Genomic DNA, 17,421 nt, shown 5'->3' on the forward strand with positions numbered 1-17,421 from the left:
GTCGAGAAATGGCACCGGCTCGGTTGCCGCTAGGAATTCCAGCAAGGCAATGCCTGCAGTCGAGCCTGCGTGCCAAGATCGCAAGGACGCGTTCCGTGCGGTGTTGCACAAATGAACGAGGCCGTTCGATGATGATCCCCGGCGGCAGTGGGGGAACGACATGGCCAATTCAAGCGACACCATGACGGCGCAGGTACAGGATGGGCCACGGGGCATCGGCGGCTGGATGATCCTGCCGATCATCGGGCTGATCGGAACCTTGGTGTTCACCATGATCAACCTCTATGGCGTCGTCACCGAATGGGAGGGGATGAAGGCCATCATCGCCGGCGAGAACCAGACGACAGCGGCCTTGAGACTGCCGGTGGCGGCATCGCTTCTTGGGGGCCTGGCCCTGAGTGGGCTCGCCACCCTGTGCCTCTACCGGATCTTCACCCATTCCCCCAGCGTGCCCCGCCTGATGACGATCTTCTACATCGGGCTGGTCGTGATCTCGTTGGCGGAGCTGGGTGGGGATTCCTATGCCTCGAACCTGACCAATACGCCGAGCGATCCAACCCATATCAAGGATCTCGTCCGGGCACTGATCGCTTCGGCGATCTGGATTCCCTATTTCCAGCGCTCTCGCCGCGTCGCCAATACCTTCCGCACGCAGGAGGCCGCCGTCGACCGCAAGATCGGTGAAATTTTCTGAACCTTAGCCGATCCCGTCGTTCCAGCCCCATTCGTCGGCAAGGGCCAGGCATTCGCGCCAGGGAGCGACAGCATCGCAGGTCGTCACGGACCGCAACGACGCCGCTGCGGCGGCGTGGGCGAGCGCCAGGCAGCGCCGGAGCTCCCATCCCTCATGGAAGCCGTAGAGAAAACCGGCGGCAAAGGCGTCGCCTGCCCCATTGGCACCGGCAATGACCTGCTTTGGCACGCGGATGGAGGGCTGGGTAACGATATCGCCGTCCCGGGTCACGGCGATGGCGCCGGCAGGAAAATGCGCCGCCACCACCTGGCAGTTGCCGGCATCCAGGACCTTGCGCGCCGCCTTGATGCAGGCCTCGACCACCGTGCGATCGTCCCGCACCGTCTCCTCCTCGCCGATCGCCCCCATCTCGGCATCGTTGACGACGAGGAGATCGAGATGGGGCAGCAACGGGCGAACCAGTTCGCGCAGTCGCGCCGGCGAAGCGGTGGCCAGTTCCAGATTGGTGATGAGGCCGGCCTGCCTCGCCATGCGCAGCACGGTCAGCCAGCCATTGGCGTCACCGTTCCAGGGCGCGTCCATCTTCTTGTGCACGCCGGGCAGGCCGAGATGGAGGATGCGCCCTTTCGTGTCGGCGAAATCGAAATGGTCCGGCGTCATCAGCGAGGCCACACCCGGATTGAAGATATGGGTGCGGCGGCCGCTACGCTGGGAAGTATAGGCATCCGTGTGCAAGGTGCGGGCTTCCGGCGTCATCACCAGACGGCGGCGATCGATGCCATAGCGGTCGGCTTCGGCATGGAGCAGGCGGCCATCCTCGTCCTCGCCGATCAGCCCCTGCGTCTCCACCCAGATGTCCGGATCCAGGCGCTTGATATCGATGGCGAGGTTGCAGCCCGAACCGCCGCCGCGCGATTCCTCGTGCAGGATCTCGACGAGGCCATCCTCGCCCGGCCAATATTCCACAAGCTTGTTGCCGTCGACGCACCAGGTTCCCGCCGTGACGATCCCGGAACGCACCGAGGCTGGACGCTCACCCTGCATTTCCTCTACCCGTCGAATGTCAGGCCGGCGACAGGACGCTCACGCGACTCACTGACGGCCTGGAGTTTATTTGTAGCGAAAAGAAACAATCAATTGCCGCCTTTTGCAATGGCGCGATTGTCGCTGCCGAGCCATGCTTGATCGCCTCCGCAACCGGGCGATGGTCGGCACGCCTCTACCTTGGGTAGTATCGGAACGCGAATACTTGCGGCGACTGAAGCCCTGCAGGCAACCGTCACCTTCTCCACTGCACGCAGAAGCTGTTGCCCGAGGCTGGGCCTGGAATCATTCCGCCTACCGCCCTTTGTCCCGCGATGACAAACACGCCGTTTTGTGCTATGATCTCAAGATCTTACGCGGGCATATCCGCCAAGATGAACGCCACATGAACGGCGATGATAGCAAGAGTTCATCTGTTCTGGCTTAATGGTTAACTTAAGGTAATTTCCAGGTGGAGAGGCCCTGCCGGCCTGGCTACGACAAAGGCCGGAACTCCCTCTCCGAGGAGTGTTCCATGTTTCGTAAATTGCTGGTGGCCGCGTTGGCGGCCCTTACCCTGAGCGCGGCATCCATGACGGCGACCGCGCCCGCCGAAGCGCGCAGCAACGGCTATTTCTTTCCCCACCATGGCGGCGGCAATTGGGGCGGCGGTGGCCGTCACTGGGGCGGCGGCGGTTGGGGCGGACGGCGTTGGGGCGGTGGCGGCTGGGGTGGCCGTCGTTGGGGCGGCGGCTGGGGCCATCGCCGCTGGTATGGCGGCGGCTACGGCCGGCGCTGGCGTGACGATGGCTGGGGTTGGGGTGCCGGTCTGGCGCTCGCTCCCCTGCTGATGACGCCCGGCCTCTATGGCGGTTATGGCGGCGGCTATTATGACGACGGCTATTACGATTATGCACCGGCCTGCCGCTGGCGGCGGGTGCGGGTCTACACCGATTATGGCTGGCGCATCCGTCGTCAGCGCGTCTGCTACCAATATTGACCTTCTTGGAGATCCGGGATCGTCCGCCGCTGCGGAACGATCCCGGATCGAACCGTCTTCCAGTGCCTCTCGTGACTTACGGAGCTTAATAGAAGATCTCTATCGTTCGACGAAAATTGATGCTTGATCGCGTTGGAACGAGGGCACATTGTTCCTCTCTGGAACTAGTCGAAAGAGAGTGGCATGCCAGCCCACGAAGATTGGAATACCGCACGCGCGGCTGAACTCATCGCGGCAGGCCAGACGTTGGAAGGCCCGCTGCTGCCGATCCTCCACTCCTTTGTGGAAACCTTCGGCTATGTCCCCGAGCCGGCCGTCCCCATGGTGGCCGAAGCGCTCAATCTCTCCCGCGCCGAGGTGCACGGCGTGGTGACGTTCTACCATGATTTCCGCAGGGAACCCGCCGGCGAGCATATCATCAAGCTCTGCCGTGCCGAGGCCTGCCAGTCCGCCGGCTGCGAGGCCCTGGCCGATCACCTCGTCGAGAAGCTCGGTGTCGAGTTCGGCGAGACAACGCCGGATGGACGCGTTACACTCGAGCCGGTCTATTGCCTGGGCCTGTGCTCCATCTCTCCTGCCGCGATGATCGACGGCCGCCTGGTAGCCAGGCTCGATGCCAAGCGTCTCGACAAGGCCCTGGAAGAGGTGGTGCGATGACCATGCGCATCTATGTTCCACGCGATGCCGCCGCCGTTGCCTGTGGCGCCGACGAACTCGCCGCGGCCCTCAAGGTCGCCGCAATCGCCCGCAAGCTCGACCTCGAGATCATCCGCAACGGCTCGCGGGGCATGGCCTGGCTCGATCCGCTGGTGGAGCTGGTCACCCCCGAAGGCCGCATCGGCTACGGCCCGGCCGAGCCGGAGGACGCCGACAGCCTGATCGCCGCCTTCGCCGGCGACGGGACCCATAAATTGCGTGTCGGCAAACCCGAGGAGCTGCCTTTCCTCAAGCGCCAGACCCGCCTGACCTTCGCGCGCGTCGGCATCGTCGATCCGCGCGATCTCGACGACTACAAGGCCCATGGCGGCCTCAAGGGCCTGGAAAAGGCAATTGCCATCGGGCCATCAGCCATCGTGGACGAGGTCACCAAATCCGGCTTGCGCGGCCGCGGCGGCGCGGGCTTTCCGACCGGCATCAAGTGGAAGACGGTCGCCGATACCGCGGGTGTGCAGAAATATATCGTCTGCAATGCCGACGAGGGCGACAGCGGCACCTTCGCCGACCGCATGCTGATGGAAGGCGACCCCTTCTGCCTGATCGAGGGCATGGCCATCGCGGGCGTCGCCACCGGTGCGACCAAGGGCTATGTCTATATCCGCTCCGAATATCCCCACGCCATCGCGGCGATGAACGCGGCCATCGACAAGGCCCGCCGCGCCAACGTGCTCGGCAAGGGCATTCTCGGCTCGGCCCATGATTTCGACATGGAAACCCGCACCGGCGCCGGCGCCTATGTCTGCGGCGAGGAAACATCCTTGCTCGAAAGCCTGGAAGGCAAGCGCGGCACCGTACGCGCCAAGCCGCCGCTGCCGGCCCATAAGGGCCTGTTCGGCAAGCCGACCGTGATCAACAACGTGCTCTCGCTTGCCACCGTGCCGGTCATCCTGGCCGAAGGCGCCGAGCATTACCGCGATTTCGGCATGGGCCGCTCGCGCGGCACCATGCCGATCCAGCTTGCCGGCAATCTCAATTATGGCGGCCTGTTCGAAACCGCCTTCGGCATCACGCTGGGCGAACTCGTCGACGATATCGGCGGCGGTTGCTTCACCGGCCGGCCGGTGCGCGCCGTGCAGGTCGGCGGCCCCCTGGGCGCCTATTTCCCGCGCGAACTCTTCGACACGCCCTTCGACTACGAGGCCTTCGCAGCCAAGGACGGCCTGATCGGCCATGGCGGCATCGTGGTGTTCGACGATACCGTGGACATGCGCCGCCAGGCCCGTTTCGCCATGGAATTCTGCGCCATCGAGAGCTGCGGCAAGTGCACGCCCTGCCGCATCGGCGCTGTCCGGGGCAAGGAAACCATCGAGAAGATCATCGCCGGCAAGGATGTGACCCGCAACATCGCCGTCGTCGAGGACCTCTGCCAGACCATGAAGTTCGGCTCGCTCTGCGCCCTCGGCGGTTTCACGCCCTATCCGGTCCTCTCGGCCATCCGCCATTTCCCCGAAGATTTCCACGGCACGCCCCAGCGCATCGCCGCCGAATAATCGCCAAGGAGACAGTCAATGTCCCTCGTCCACGAAATCGACTACGGCACGCCGCTCTCCAAGTCGGAGAAGATGGTCACGCTGACCATCGACGGCCAGGAAATCACCGTGCCCGAGGGCACCTCGATCATGCGCGCCGCCATGGAGATGGGGACGCAGATCCCCAAGCTCTGTGCCACCGACATGATGGACGCCTGGGGCTCCTGCCGCATGTGTCTGGTCGAGATCGAAGGCCGCAACGGTACGCCGGCCTCCTGCACCACGCCGGTGGCGCCGGGCATCAAGGTGAAGACGCAGACCTCTCGCCTGGCCGAGATCCGCAAGGGCGTGATGGAGCTCTACATCTCCGACCACCCGCTCGACTGCCTGACCTGCGCCGCCAATGGCGATTGCGAATTGCAGGACATGGCGGGCGCGGTGGGCCTGCGCGAAGTACGCTACGGCTATGAGGGCGACAACCATCTCGGCCTCGACAAGGATACTTCCAACCCCTACTTCACCTTCGACACCTCCAAATGCATCGTCTGCTCGCGCTGCGTACGGGCCTGCGAGGAAGTCCAGGGCACCTTCGCGCTGACCATTTCCGGCCGCGGCTTCGAAAGCCGGGTGTCGCCGGGCATGGACGAAGCCTTCTTCGATTCCGAATGTGTCTCCTGCGGCGCCTGCGTGCAGGCCTGCCCGACGGCCACGCTCACCGAGAACAAGGTGATCGAGATCGGCCAGCCCGAGCATTCGGTGGTGACGACCTGTGCCTATTGCGGCGTCGGCTGCGCCTTCAAGGCCGAAATGCGCGGCGAGGAAGTCGTGCGCATGGTGCCCTACAAGGACGGCAAGGCCAATCGCGGCCATAGCTGCGTCAAGGGCCGCTTCGCCTGGGGCTATGCCACCCACAAGGAGCGCATCCTCAAGCCGATGATCCGCTCCAAGATCACCGATCCCTGGAAGGAAGTGAGTTGGGAAGAGGCGATCGCCTACACCGCTTCCGAATTCAAGCGCATCCAGGCCAAGCATGGCAAGGCCTCGATCGGCGGCATCACCTCTTCGCGCTGCACCAATGAAGAGACCTATCTGGTCCAGAAACTGATCCGCGGCGGCTTCGGCAACAACAATGTCGACACCTGCGCCCGCGTCTGCCATTCGCCGACGGGCTATGGCCTCGGCCAGACCTTCGGCACCTCCGCCGGCACACAGGACTTCGACTCGGTCGAGGATAGCGATGTCATCGTCGTCATCGGCGCCAATCCGACGGACGGCCATCCGGTCTTCGGCTCGCGCATGAAGAAGCGCCTGCGCGAGGGCGCCCGCCTGATCGTCATCGATCCGCGCAAGACCGACATCGTGCGCACGCCGCATGTCGAAGCCGACTACCATCTGCCCCTGCTGCCGGGCACCAATGTCGCCGTTGTGACGGCCCTGGCCCATGTCATCGTCACCGAGGGCCTGGTCGCCGAGGATTATGTGCGGGAGCGCTGCGACTGGGACGAGTTCCAGAACTGGGCCGCCTTCGTCGCCGATCCCAGGCACTCGCCGGAAGCGGTGGAACAATATACCGGCGTGCCGGCCGAGCTGGTGCGCGGGGCTGCCCGCCTCTACGCCACCGGCGGCAATGGCGCCATCTATTACGGCCTCGGTGTCACCGAGCACAGCCAGGGCTCGACCACGGTGATGGCGATCGCCAACCTCGCCATGGCCACCGGCAATATCGGCCGCCGCGGCGTCGGCGTGAACCCGCTGCGCGGCCAGAACAACGTGCAGGGTTCCTGCGACATGGGCTCGTTCCCGCACGAACTGCCGGGCTATCGCCACATCGCCGGCGATGAAGTGCGCCACATGTTCGAGGAATTCTGGGGCGTCCACCTCGACAAGGAGCCGGGCCTGCGCATTCCCAACATGCTCGACGCCGCCGTCGAGGGTTCGTTCCTCGGCCTCTACGTGCAGGGCGAGGACATCGTGCAGTCCGATCCGGACACCAAGCATGTCACGGCTGGCCTGGCCGCGATGGAATGCGTCGTCGTGCAGGATCTCTTCCTGAACGAGACCGCCAACTACGCCCATGTCTTCCTGCCCGGCTCCTCCTTCCTGGAGAAGGACGGTACCTTCACCAATGCCGAGCGCCGCATCCAGCGCGTACGCAAGGTGATGGCCCCCAAGGCCGGCTATGCCGACTGGGAAATCACGCTGCTGATCGCCGAAGCCATGGAATTCCCCATGCCCTACGAGCATCCCTCGCAGATCATGGACGAGATCGCGCGGCTCACGCCCTCCTTCGCCGGCGTCTCCTACGAGAAGCTGGAGCGCGACGGCTCGGTGCAGTGGCCCTGCAACGACAAGGCGCCCGAGGGCACGCCGATCATGCATATCGACCATTTCGTGCGCGGCAAGGGCCGCTTCATGGTCACCGAATACATCCCGACCGACGAACGCACCGGGGCGCGCTTCCCGCTGCTGCTCACCACCGGCCGCATCCTGTCGCAGTACAATGTCGGCGCGCAGACCCGGCGTACCGAGAACTCGATGTGGCACGAGGAGGATCGCCTGGAGATCCATCCGCACGACGCCGAGCAGCGTGGCATCCGCGAGCATGACTGGGTGCGCCTGGAAAGCCGCTCGGGTTCGACCTCACTGCGGGCCACCATCACCGATCGCGTGGCGCCGGGCGTGGTCTACACCACCTTCCACCATCCCTCGACCCAGGCCAACGTCATCACCACCGACTTCTCGGACTGGGCGACCAACTGCCCCGAATACAAGGTGACGGCGGTTCAGGTCATGCCTTCCAATGGCCCGTCACAGTGGCAGGAGGAATATGAGGCAATGGCGAAGAACTCACGTCGCATCGCGGCGGAGTAACCAGTATCCTTCTCCCCTTGCGGGAGAAGGTCCCGGCAGGGGGATGAGGGGTCTCGTGACCTATCTGGATTGGGTGAGCATGCAAAAAGCGGATGGGGCGTTCCGACCCCTCATCCGGCCTTCGACCACCTCTAGTCAACTCAAGAGAGTTGACGACACCCGCAAGGGGAGAAGGAGAGCGGCGCCATGACCGATCCCGTCCGCACCATCTCCCGCCTTGCCTGGCGTGAGGGCTTGTTCACGCCGGGCGAGCGCAGCGTTCCCGAGGAGACGGCCATCTCCCTGGTCTATGATGGCGGTTCCCATGCCGTGATGATGGGCAGCCCCGTCGATCTCGAGGATTTCGCCTACGGCTTTTCCCTCACCGAGGGCATCATCACCACGCTCGACGACGTCGCCGAGTTCGAGCGTGTCGATTACGCGGAAGGCGTCGAATTGCGCATGTGGCTGAAGGGCGATCGCGGCGCCGCGCTCGCCGCCCGCCGCCGCATGCTGGCCGGCCCCACGGGCTGCGGCCTGTGCGGCATCGACAGCCTGACCGAGGCGGTACGCAAGCCGCAGCCGGTCGGCGGCGATCTCAAGATGTCGCCGGCCGATATCGAAACCGCCCTCGCCTCGCTCACACCCGCCCAAATCCTGAACCGGCAGACCCGCGCCGTGCACGCAGCGGCTTTCTGGACCAAGGCCGATGGCCTCGTCGCTCTGCGTGAGGATGTCGGCCGGCACAATGCGCTCGACAAGCTCGCTGGCGCGCTGGCCCGGCGTTCCATCGCCCCCGCATCGCAGGGCCTTCCAGGCATCGTCATTCTCACCAGCCGGATCTCGGTGGAAATGGTGCAGAAATCGGCGATGATGGGTGCATCCATCGTCGTGGCGGTTTCCGCCCCCACGGCTCTCGCCATCCGCACCGCCGAGGAAGCCGGCATCACGCTGGTCGGCATCGCCCGCTCCGACGGCTTCGAGATCTTCACCCATCCCCACCGCATCGTTCCGGAGAAACTCGCCCATGTCGCATGATGAATCCGCGCATGAGGGCCACGCGCATGACCCGTCCGCCAAGCTGGTGAGGATGGCCAACCAGATCGGCCTGTTCTTCGCATCCCAGCGCGAAGAGGTGCGGGTATCCGGCATCGCCGAGCACATCCGCAAGTTCTGGGAGCCGCGCATGCGCAACCAGATCTTCGAACATCTGGATGCCGGCGGCGAGGGCATCGACCCCTTGGTCAGAAAAGCTCTGGAAAGCCTGCGCGAAAAGGCGTGAACGCCGGGATCGCAGGCATCCAGGGGATTTCCATGCCCGACACCCTCTTCGACTGGGACAAGATCGAGCCTCGCACGGTGATTCCGGGCTTCCACGGTCGCTTCATGCATTCGGGCTCGATGACCTTCGTGCTCTGGCAGATCGATGCGGGTGCCACGCTGCCGCTGCATTCCCATCCGCATGAACAAGTGGTGCATCAGTTCGAAGGCGAACTGGAAGTCACCGTGGACGGCCTGACCACGGTGCTGAAACCTGGCATGGTCGCGGTGGTGCCGCCGAACGCCCCGCATTCCGGCCGGGCCCTGACGGATTGCCGTACGATGGACGTCTTCCATCCCCTGCGCGAGGACTATCGCACCGGCGCGCCTAGCGTGCTGCAGCAGGCGATGCCGGAATAATCGGCGCTCGCCGGCCGGCTGGTGGCGCCCATCGGCGTTTTTTGCAGGATTCCTGGCTGGAAAGCGGCGAAAAATCGCGTTTCGCCTTGCTCCGCCCCTTCCATCTTGATATGGAACCGCCCATCTGACGCTCAGCCGCCATCGCAGATGTGACGGGCGTTCGAAAAATAGACCAGAAAGACGTTTCCGCCTTGCGGGCCTTGCGCCGGCCGGGTGTGTTTTTTCTCAAAAGCACTCCGCCTGTGGCTGCTCCAGCAGCCCTGCCGCAGTCCGGAAACGATGATCAACACCAACCGCCGGCGCCAGGAAAACATATGTCCGTACAGGAAAACGTGCTGCGTGAAGATTTCGCCGCGATGCTCGACGAAGCATTCGGCACCGGTGACATGGCCGAAGGTTCGGTCGTCAAGGGTATTGTCGTCGCCATCGAGAAGGACCTTGCGGTCATCGATGTCGGCCTCAAGACCGAAGGCCGCGTAGCTCTGAAGGAATTCAACGGCCCGGGCCGCGACAGCGCGCTCAAGGTCGGCGACGAGGTCGAGGTCTATCTCGAGCGCATCGAAAACGCTCTGGGCGAAGCCGTCATCTCGCGTGACAAGGCCCGCCGCGAAGAGAGCTGGATCAAGCTGGAGAAGTCGTTCGAGGCCAATGAAAAGGTCGACGGCGTCATCTTCAACCAGGTCAAGGGTGGCTTCACCGTCGATCTCGACGGCGCCGTGGCCTTCCTGCCGCGCAGCCAGGTCGACATCCGTCCGATCCGCGACGTCACCCCGCTGATGAACGTTCCGCAGCCCTTCCAGATCCTCAAGATGGATCGTCGCCGCGGCAACATCGTCGTCTCCCGCCGCACGGTCCTCGAAGAGAGCCGCGCCGAGCAGCGTCACGAGATCGTCCAGAACCTCGAAGAGGGCCAGGTGGTCGACGGCGTGGTCAAGAACATCACCGATTACGGTGCGTTCGTTGATCTCGGCGGCATCGACGGCCTCCTGCATGTCACCGACATCGCATGGCGCCGCGTGAACCATCCGACGGAGCTTCTGACCATCGGCCAGCAGGTCAAGGTCAAGATCATCAAGATCAACCACGAGACGCACCGCATCTCGCTGGGCATGAAGCAGCTCCAGGCCGATCCGTGGCTGGGCATCGACGCCAAGTACCCGCTGCAGGCCAAGTTCACCGGCCGCGTGACCAACATCACGGACTACGGCGCGTTCGTGGAACTGGAGCCGGGCATCGAAGGCCTGATCCACGTCTCCGAAATGTCGTGGACCAAGAAGAACGTCCACCCCGGCAAGATCGTCTCCACCTCGCAGGAAGTGGAAGTGCAGATCCTCGAGGTCGACCCGATCAAGCGCCGCATCTCGCTCGGCCTCAAGCAGACCCTTTCCAACCCCTGGGAAGATTTTGCCGACAAGCACCCGAACGGCAGCGTCGTGGAAGGCGAAGTCAAGAACAAGACCGAGTTCGGCCTGTTCATTGGCCTCGACGGCGATGTGGACGGCATGGTCCATCTCTCCGACCTCGACTGGAACCGTCCGGGCGAGCAGGTCATCGACGATTTCCGCAAGGGCGACATGGTCAAGGCCGTGGTGCTCGACGTGGACGTCGAGAAGGAGCGCATCTCGCTGGGCATCAAGCAGCTCGCGGGTGACCCCTTCGTCGATGCCGGCGAACTGAAGAAGAACCAGGTCGTCACCTGCGAAGTCACCGACGTCAAGGAAGGTGGCATCGACGTCAAGATCACCGGCACCGACCTCACGGCCTTCATCCGCCGTGGCGATCTGGCCCGCGATCGCGCCGATCAGCGCCCTGAGCGCTTCGCTGCCGGCGAAAAGGTTGACGCCCGCGTCATCCAGTTCGACCGCAAGGCCCGCAAGGTCCAGGTCTCGATCAAGGCCCTCGAAATGGCCGAGGAAAAGGAAGCGATCGCCGCTTACGGTTCTTCGGACGCCGGCGCCTCGCTCGGCGACATTCTCGGCGCAGCGCTGCGCGCCCGCACCGAGAAGAAGTAAGACACTTCGAAGCCAAGGCTTCAGGAACCCGCGCCGGGCAACCGGCGCGGGTTTTTTGTTTCGGAGTTACGACCTCTGGCAAGAGTGGCTCCGCCCTCCCTGGAACACCCGTGGCACCAGCCCCTTCACCTGCCGGAAAAAGCGCGACGCCTTTCCCGGGGATCCGCGCGGATGGGAAAAGCACAATGCAAGCACGGCCAAGCTTACGCCGCTCGGCGAAAAGCTGCTCGGCTTGCAAATCTGGCGCTGACGATACACAGGCAAGATTTCGCGTTGGACCGTTCCAGCTTAATAATCTTTCCAAAAAGGGCGCCTAAACGGGCGCTCTTGCTCGTCTGGTGAATTTTTCCCCTTTCCGGCGCATGAGCATCTTGCATTGCCGCAGCGTTTGGTTGATCGGTTGTGCCTTACAAGCTCCGAATGGCCGCCACCCGGCGGGAAATTCGCGAGCAAGGGGGAAACAACCACATGCGTATCAATCGTTTGACACTCGTAGCCGGCGTGGCACTCGCCCTCCTCGGCAGCGTCGCCTTTGCTGCCGACAAGAAGACCGTGGCCGTCACCTCGATCGTCGAGCATCCGGCTCTCAATGCCGCCCGCGACGGTGTCAAGAAGGCGCTGGAGGATGCCGGCTACAAGGACGGCGATACCCTCACCTTCCAGTTCGAGACGGCGCAGGGCAGCCCCGCCACCGCCGCGCAGATCGCCCAGAAATATGTCGGCGAGAAAGCGGACGTGATCGTCGGCATCGCCACGCCTTCGGCCCAGGCCGCCTTGGCCGCGACCAAGGATATTCCGATCGTGTTCACCGCCGTGACCGATCCTGTCGCCGCCCAGCTCGTCAAGGATCCTGCCAAGCCTGAAGGCAACGTCACCGGCGTAACCGACGCAACCCCGATGCCTGATCAGCTCAAGCTGATCCAGGTGGTTGCCCCCAACGCCAAGAAGATCGGCTTCATCTACAATCCGGGCGAGGCCAATTCGGTCGTTCAGCTCGAGAATATGAAGAAGGCAACCGCCGCCCTCGGTTTCGAGACGATCGAGGCACCGGCCACCAAGTCGGCCGATGTCGGCGCCGCGGCGCAGAGCCTGATCGGCAAGGCCGACGCCATCTTCGTGCCCACCGACAATCTGGTGGTCTCGGCCCTCGAAGCGGTGATCACGGTCGGCACCGAGAACAAGATCCCCGTCTTCTCCGGTGACACCAACGGCGTCGAGCGCGGCGCGGTGGCTTCCATCGGCGTCGACTATTTCAAGTCCGGCGTGTTGGCAGGCGAGATGGTGGTCCGTATCCTCAAGGGCGAGAAGCCCAGCGCCATTCCCGTCGCCTTCCCCTCGGCCACCGATCTCTTCCTTAACCAGAAGACCGCCGGCCCGATGGGCGTGACATTGCCGGCAGATCTGGTCGCCAAGGCCAAGACCGTCGTAAAGTGACCGTCGTCAAGCAATCCGGATCATCATAACCGGACAGGCGGCCGCGCAACGCGCGGCCGCCCTCATAAGATCAACCCATTCCGAGCACGCCGCGCCATGATCCCCCTCCGCTCCTTCGGCCTTGCCGCCGTTCTCCTAGCCAGCCTGGCCCAAGGCAGCCTGATTCCGATGGCCGCTGCCGCGGACAAGCCCGTGGTCGCCATCACCGCCATCGTCGAGCATCCCTCGCTCAACGCCATCCGCGAGGGCGTGAAGGCTGGCCTCAAGGACAAGGGCTATGCGGAGGGCGAGGCCATCACCGTCCTCTACGAATCCGCCCAGGGCAACCCGGCGACAGCAGCCCAAATCGCCCAGAAGTTCGTCGGCGAGGCCCCGGCGGTAATCGTGCCGATCACCACGCCCTCTTCCCAGGCCGTCGCCGCGGCGACCAAGGATATCCCCGTCGTCTTCGCCGCCGTCACCGATCCGCTCGGCGCGCAATTGATCAAGACCCTCGACAAGCCAGGCGGCAACATCACTGGCGTCAGCGACTTTCCGCCGGCGGCCGGGCAGCTTGACCTGATCAAGGAAGTCCTGCCCAAGGCCAAGGTCGTGGGCGTCGTCTACAATTCCGGCGAGGTCAACAGCCTGTCGGTGATCGAGGCGCTGCGCAAGCTGGCAGGCGAACGCGGCTTCGAGATCCTGCCCTCGCCCGCCACTAAATCCTCCGATGTCGGCGCCGCCGCCCAGAGCCTGGTGGGCAAGGCCGATGCGATCTACATTCCCAACGACAATCTGGTGGTGTCGGCCCTGGAATCGGTGCTGCAGGTCGGCTTCGACAGCCGCCTGCCGGTATTCGCCAGCGATCCCGACAGCGTCGGGCGTGGCGCGGTCGCCGCTCTCGGCCTCGACCAGTTCGAGATCGGCCGTCAGGCCGGCCATGTCGCGGCCCGCATTCTCAAGGGCGAGAAGCCCGGCGACATTCCGGTCGAGAACTCCAAGGGCGTCAGCCTGGTCGTCAACTCCAAGGCGGCCGAGAAGATGGGAGCGCCCCTGCCGCAAGCCGTATTGGCGCGTGCCAAGGACGTCGCAAAGTAGGATGCGCGGGCGGTAGTGATTGACTCATGCGTCATTGCGAGCGTAGCGAAGCAATCCACACATCCGCGTACAACGCATTCCGGCCCTGGATTGCTTCGCTACGCTCGCAATGACGCCCGATCGGTCGAGCACCAGGGCCGTCGCAATTCACCCGTGACCCGCTATTGTGTTGGGATTGATGCATGAGCCTTTTCGCTTTTATCGGTTCGATTGAAATCGGCCTGATCTATGCGCTGATCGCGCTGGGCGTGTTTTTGTCGTTCCGGGTGCTCGATTTTCCCGACTTGACGGTTGACGGTTCCTATCCGCTCGGCGCCGCCACGGCCGCCGCCGCCATCGTGGCCGGCCTCGATCCCTTCTCGGCCACGGCGCTCGCCATCGTGGCCGGCGCCCTCGCCGGGGCGATGACGGCCTGGCTCAATATCCGCTTCCGCATCCTGCAATTGCTGGCCAGCATCCTGACCATGACGGCGCTCTACTCGATCAATCTGCGCATCATGGGCAAGCCCAACGTCCCCCTGCTCAACCAGGAGACGCTGGTGACCTGGACGCGCGACCATCTGACGGCGATCCTCGGCTGGGCGCCGCCTTCCTATCAGCTGAAGGTCTGGATGCTCGGCGTCATCGTGCTGGTCGTCTGGGCCCTGCTCAGCTGGTTCCTCAATTCCGAATTCGGCCTCGCCATGCGGGCGACCGGCGCCAATCCGCGCATGGCGCGGGCGCAGGGCGTCTCCACCCAGTTGCACAATTATGTCGGCATGGCGATCTCGAACGCCCTCGTCGCCCTTGCCGGCGCCCTGTTCGCCCAGACCAGCGGCTTTGCCGACATCACGCTCGGCACCGGCACCATCGTCGGCGGCCTCGCAGCGGTCATCCTCGGCGAGACCTTGTTCCGCACCCGCTCGATCGCCTGGCTGCTGGTCGCCTGCATCGTCGGCGCCATCCTCTATCGCCTCGCCATCGCGCTGGCGCTCAATTCCGAATGGTCGCGCTCGATCGGGCTCAATTCCAGCGACCAGAACCTGGTGACCTCGGTTCTGGTCGGCCTGGCGCTGATCCTGCCGAGCCAGTTCCCCCGCCTGCGCGCGATCTTCGCGTCCGCGCCCAAGTCAGTATCCAAGTAAGGAGGCGGCGATGATCGAGATCAAGGACATCCACGTCACCTTCGGCCGCGGTACGCCGCTGGAAAACCGGGCCTTGCGCGGGCTTTCGCTGACCATCCCGACCGGCCAGTTCGTCACGGTGATCGGCTCCAACGGCGCCGGGAAGTCCACACTGCTCAACGTGTTGAGCGGCGACGCCCAGGCCGAGCGCGGCCGCATCGTCATCGAGGGTGTCGACGTGCAGCGCTGGCCCACGGCCCGCCGCGCCGGGCTGATCGCTCGCGTGTTCCAGGATCCGATGGCCGGCACCTGCGAGAGGCTGTCGATCGAGGAAAACATGGCACTCGCCTTCGCGCGCGGGCGCTCGCGCGGCCTCGGCACCTCGCTCAACGGGACGCGGCGAGCGTTGTTCCGCGACAAGCTGTCGATCCTCGGCCTCGGCCTCGAAAACCGCCTCGGCGATTCCATGGGCCTGCTCTCCGGCGGCCAGCGCCAGGCCGTCAGCCTTTTGATGGCGACGCTGACCGGCATGAAGATCCTGCTGCTCGACGAGCACACGGCGGCACTCGATCCGCGCACTGCCGACTTCGTGCTCGAGCTGACCCGCAAGATCGTCGAGGAGCAGCAGCTTACCGCGCTGATGGTGACCCATTCGATGCGACATGCCCTCGACTACGGCACCCGCACGGTGATGCTGCATGAAGGCCAGGTCGCCTTCGATCTCGACGCCGAGCATCGCAAGGGCCTTGATGTTCCCGATCTCCTCAAGCTGTTCAGCAAGGTGCGCGGCGAACAGCTCGACGACGACAGCCTGCTGCTGGGCTGAGGCTCACCGTCAGGGGACCAGGACGACCTTGCCCATGCTCCGGCGCGACTGCAGGCTCTCGTGCGCCTCAGCCGCCCGGGCCAGCGGGAAGCGGCCACCGATCACGACCTTGAGCGAACCCGTCGCGGCCTGGGCGAAGAGATCGCCGAGATCGGCACGCAGCGTGTCGGGCGCCAGCAAAGGCAGGAGGGCGAAGCCCTTCAGCGATTGGTTGCGCCCCAGCAGACCTTCGACCTCGGGCTTGCCGAGTTCGAACCGTCCCATGGCCGCGCAGACGAGTTCCCCGGCCGGAGCGAGCGCACCCAGACAGGCAGTGGCCTGAGGCCCGCCGACGAGGTCATAGACGATGTCGACGCCCTTGCCTGCCGTCGCGGCCAGCACCTGGTCGACCCAATCCGCGCCGCGATAGTCGACAGCCGCGTCCGCGCCCAGGGAACGCGTGAAATCGAGCTTCTCCGGCGAACCGGCAGCGGCGATCACCTGGCGCACCCCGGCATTGCGGGCGAGCTGGACCAACAGCGATCCCACCCCGCCTGCAGCGGCGTTGACCAGAAGCGATTTTCCCGCCGGCGGGTTGCGGCGAAGGAGATGAAGGGCCGTCAGCCCCTGCACCATCAGGGCAGCCCCCGCCTCGAAGGACAGTCCGTCCGGGAGCGGTACCAGCGCGGCGGCTTCGGCAATGACATAGCCGGCATAGCCGCCTGCCCTGCCCATGGCGAAGAGCGGCGCCGCCACGCGCGTACCGGGTGCCGGCCCCGCGACACCCGGGCCGAGGGCCTCGACGATACCCGTGACCTCGACACCCATCACCATCGGCAGGTCGGGCGTCACGGCATAGCGATCCTGGCGCATCAGCACCTCGAAATAGTTCACGCCCGCCGCCTGCATGCGGATCAGCGCTTCGGCGGCGCCGGGAACGGGGATGGGCAGCTCGACGGGCTGGAGGACATCGGGAGCGCCGAAGCGGTTCAGGGGAATGGCGTGCATGGGATCACCGGGTGCTGGTCTCGAATGACCCGGTTGTGTGATATTCTCCGTTTCGTCTCTACACACTCTTTTGTGCCATACAGACCTCAAGGTAACCATGACGGAGCTGACCAAGCGCCTGCCCATGCTGCCCGTCGAGCGGGCCCTCAAGGTGATTTCGGGCCGCTGGAAGGCCGTGATCCTCTATTACCTGCTCGACGGCCCCAAACGCCTTTCCGAACTGAAGCGGCTGGTGCCCGAGATCAGCCAGAAGGTGTTGATCCAGCAATTGCGCGAAATGGAGGAGCATGGCCTCGTCCACCGCGAGATCTTCCGGCAGGTCCCACCCCGCGTCGACTATTCGGCGACGCCGCTCGGCCAGAGCCTCGAGCCGGTCCTCCTGGCTCTATGCGACTGGGGGCAGCGGCATGCCGCCGAGCTGGACGAGCTCGACCAGACGCGGGATTGCATCATCCGGCCGGTGCGGCAGATGGGGGTGACTTAGAGCAAAGCGCGTTCAGGTGTGAACACTTGTTTGCTCTAACTCTTTGGTTCGACGCGTCTTTGCGA

General features: G+C 64.5%; 16 protein-coding genes and 1 pseudogene. 15 read left to right on the forward strand and 2 right to left on the reverse strand.

The window, feature by feature from the left end:
* The first annotated feature begins 160 nt into the window (after positions 1 to 160).
* A complete protein-coding gene (locus BA190_RS24795) occupies positions 161 to 694 on the forward strand; it encodes a DUF2569 domain-containing protein (RefSeq protein WP_068293959.1) in 534 nt (177 codons plus the stop codon).
* Between the two features lie 3 nt (positions 695 to 697).
* On the opposite strand, the gene BA190_RS24800 is transcribed toward BA190_RS24795, so the two are convergent.
* The gene (locus BA190_RS24800; RefSeq protein ID WP_068293961.1) at positions 698 to 1,738 is read right to left on the reverse strand and encodes a carbohydrate kinase family protein; all 1,041 of its coding nucleotides are present in this window, start codon (positions 1,736 to 1,738) and stop codon (positions 698 to 700) included.
* A gap of 514 nt (positions 1,739 to 2,252) precedes the next feature.
* On the opposite strand from BA190_RS24800, the gene BA190_RS36115 reads away from it, so the two are divergent.
* The 13 genes and pseudogenes from BA190_RS36115 (at position 2,253) to BA190_RS24860 (ending at position 15,885) form a co-directional block, all read left to right on the forward strand.
* Positions 2,253 to 2,717, forward strand: a complete 465-nt coding sequence (locus BA190_RS36115; protein ID WP_068293965.1) for a hypothetical protein — start codon at positions 2,253 to 2,255, stop codon at positions 2,715 to 2,717.
* Between the two features lie 183 nt (positions 2,718 to 2,900).
* Positions 2,901 to 3,374, forward strand: a complete 474-nt coding sequence (locus tag BA190_RS24810; protein ID WP_068293967.1) for a formate dehydrogenase subunit gamma — start codon at positions 2,901 to 2,903, stop codon at positions 3,372 to 3,374.
* Positions 3,371 to 4,924 carry an NADH-quinone oxidoreductase subunit NuoF gene (locus BA190_RS24815; protein ID WP_068293971.1) on the forward strand — a complete coding sequence of 518 codons (1,554 nt, stop codon included), beginning with the start codon at positions 3,371 to 3,373 and terminating at the stop codon, positions 4,922 to 4,924. The genes BA190_RS24810 and BA190_RS24815 overlap by 4 nt, the downstream gene beginning before the upstream one ends.
* 18 nt (positions 4,925 to 4,942) lie before the next feature.
* Entirely contained in the window at positions 4,943 to 7,774 is a 2,832-nt protein-coding gene (gene fdhF, locus BA190_RS24820; protein WP_068293973.1) for a formate dehydrogenase subunit alpha, read from the forward strand.
* Positions 7,775 to 7,960: 186 nt separating this feature from the next.
* Complete coding sequence (gene fdhD / locus BA190_RS24825; RefSeq protein ID WP_068293976.1) at positions 7,961 to 8,791, forward strand: formate dehydrogenase accessory sulfurtransferase FdhD; 831 nt, start codon at positions 7,961 to 7,963, stop codon at positions 8,789 to 8,791.
* Positions 8,781 to 9,035, forward strand: coding sequence for a formate dehydrogenase subunit delta (locus tag BA190_RS24830; RefSeq protein WP_068293978.1), 255 nt, complete (start codon positions 8,781 to 8,783; stop codon positions 9,033 to 9,035). The genes fdhD and BA190_RS24830 overlap by 11 nt, the downstream gene beginning before the upstream one ends.
* Before the next feature lie 32 nt (positions 9,036 to 9,067).
* Positions 9,068 to 9,433: a cupin domain-containing protein gene (locus BA190_RS24835; protein ID WP_068294087.1), complete on the forward strand. Its 366-nt coding sequence runs from the start codon at positions 9,068 to 9,070 to the stop codon at positions 9,431 to 9,433.
* A 314-nt stretch (positions 9,434 to 9,747) separates the two neighbouring features.
* Positions 9,748 to 11,445 carry a 30S ribosomal protein S1 gene (gene rpsA, locus BA190_RS24840; RefSeq protein WP_082980020.1) on the forward strand — a complete coding sequence of 566 codons (1,698 nt, stop codon included), beginning with the start codon at positions 9,748 to 9,750 and terminating at the stop codon, positions 11,443 to 11,445.
* A 139-nt stretch (positions 11,446 to 11,584) separates the two neighbouring features.
* Positions 11,585 to 11,695 (forward strand): annotated as a pseudogene (locus BA190_RS36945) (phytanoyl-CoA dioxygenase); the annotation flags it as partial.
* Positions 11,696 to 11,913: 218 nt separating this feature from the next.
* The gene (locus tag BA190_RS24845) at positions 11,914 to 12,879 is read left to right on the forward strand and encodes an ABC transporter substrate-binding protein (RefSeq protein WP_068293986.1); all 966 of its coding nucleotides are present in this window, start codon (positions 11,914 to 11,916) and stop codon (positions 12,877 to 12,879) included.
* Between the two features lie 96 nt (positions 12,880 to 12,975).
* Positions 12,976 to 13,956: an ABC transporter substrate-binding protein gene (locus BA190_RS24850; protein ID WP_068293987.1), complete on the forward strand. Its 981-nt coding sequence runs from the start codon at positions 12,976 to 12,978 to the stop codon at positions 13,954 to 13,956.
* A 182-nt stretch (positions 13,957 to 14,138) separates the two neighbouring features.
* A complete protein-coding gene (locus BA190_RS24855) occupies positions 14,139 to 15,080 on the forward strand; it encodes an ABC transporter permease (RefSeq protein WP_068293990.1) in 942 nt (313 codons plus the stop codon).
* A 10-nt stretch (positions 15,081 to 15,090) separates the two neighbouring features.
* A complete protein-coding gene (locus BA190_RS24860; RefSeq protein WP_068293995.1) occupies positions 15,091 to 15,885 on the forward strand; it encodes an ABC transporter ATP-binding protein in 795 nt (264 codons plus the stop codon).
* Positions 15,886 to 15,894: 9 nt separating this feature from the next.
* Here BA190_RS24860 and BA190_RS24865 read toward each other — a convergent pair whose 3' ends face one another.
* Positions 15,895 to 16,872, reverse strand: a complete 978-nt coding sequence (locus BA190_RS24865) for a zinc-binding dehydrogenase (protein WP_068294000.1) — start codon at positions 16,870 to 16,872, stop codon at positions 15,895 to 15,897.
* Positions 16,873 to 16,969: 97 nt separating this feature from the next.
* Between BA190_RS24865 and BA190_RS24870 the strand changes: the two genes are divergently transcribed.
* On the forward strand, positions 16,970 to 17,356 hold the full coding sequence (locus BA190_RS24870; protein ID WP_068294003.1) for a helix-turn-helix domain-containing protein: 387 nt from the start codon (positions 16,970 to 16,972) through the stop codon (positions 17,354 to 17,356).
* Positions 17,357 to 17,421 lie beyond the last annotated feature (65 nt).

Origin of the sequence: Labrys sp. WJW, from assembly GCF_001676615.1 — a bacterium.
Classification (GTDB): domain Bacteria; phylum Pseudomonadota; class Alphaproteobacteria; order Rhizobiales; family Labraceae; genus Labrys; species Labrys sedimenti.

Bases quoted from the DNA above. Each gene is read 5' to 3' on its own strand.
- BA190_RS24795 (WP_068293959.1), top strand. From the start codon at position 161: ATGGCCAATTCAAGCGACACCATGACGGCGCAGGTACAGGATGGGCCA.
- BA190_RS24800 (WP_068293961.1), bottom strand. From the start codon at position 1,738: ATGCAGGGTGAGCGTCCAGCCTCGGTGCGTTCCGGGATCGTCACGGCG.
- BA190_RS36115 (WP_068293965.1), top strand. From the start codon at position 2,253: ATGTTTCGTAAATTGCTGGTGGCCGCGTTGGCGGCCCTTACCCTGAGC.
- BA190_RS24810 (WP_068293967.1), top strand. From the start codon at position 2,901: ATGCCAGCCCACGAAGATTGGAATACCGCACGCGCGGCTGAACTCATC.
- BA190_RS24815 (WP_068293971.1), top strand. From the start codon at position 3,371: ATGACCATGCGCATCTATGTTCCACGCGATGCCGCCGCCGTTGCCTGT.
- fdhF (WP_068293973.1), top strand. From the start codon at position 4,943: ATGTCCCTCGTCCACGAAATCGACTACGGCACGCCGCTCTCCAAGTCG.
- fdhD (WP_068293976.1), top strand. From the start codon at position 7,961: ATGACCGATCCCGTCCGCACCATCTCCCGCCTTGCCTGGCGTGAGGGC.
- BA190_RS24830 (WP_068293978.1), top strand. From the start codon at position 8,781: ATGTCGCATGATGAATCCGCGCATGAGGGCCACGCGCATGACCCGTCC.
- BA190_RS24835 (WP_068294087.1), top strand. From the start codon at position 9,068: ATGCCCGACACCCTCTTCGACTGGGACAAGATCGAGCCTCGCACGGTG.
- rpsA (WP_082980020.1), top strand. From the start codon at position 9,748: ATGTCCGTACAGGAAAACGTGCTGCGTGAAGATTTCGCCGCGATGCTC.
- BA190_RS24845 (WP_068293986.1), top strand. From the start codon at position 11,914: ATGCGTATCAATCGTTTGACACTCGTAGCCGGCGTGGCACTCGCCCTC.
- BA190_RS24850 (WP_068293987.1), top strand. From the start codon at position 12,976: ATGATCCCCCTCCGCTCCTTCGGCCTTGCCGCCGTTCTCCTAGCCAGC.
- BA190_RS24855 (WP_068293990.1), top strand. From the start codon at position 14,139: ATGAGCCTTTTCGCTTTTATCGGTTCGATTGAAATCGGCCTGATCTAT.
- BA190_RS24860 (WP_068293995.1), top strand. From the start codon at position 15,091: ATGATCGAGATCAAGGACATCCACGTCACCTTCGGCCGCGGTACGCCG.
- BA190_RS24865 (WP_068294000.1), bottom strand. From the start codon at position 16,872: ATGCACGCCATTCCCCTGAACCGCTTCGGCGCTCCCGATGTCCTCCAG.
- BA190_RS24870 (WP_068294003.1), top strand. From the start codon at position 16,970: ATGACGGAGCTGACCAAGCGCCTGCCCATGCTGCCCGTCGAGCGGGCC.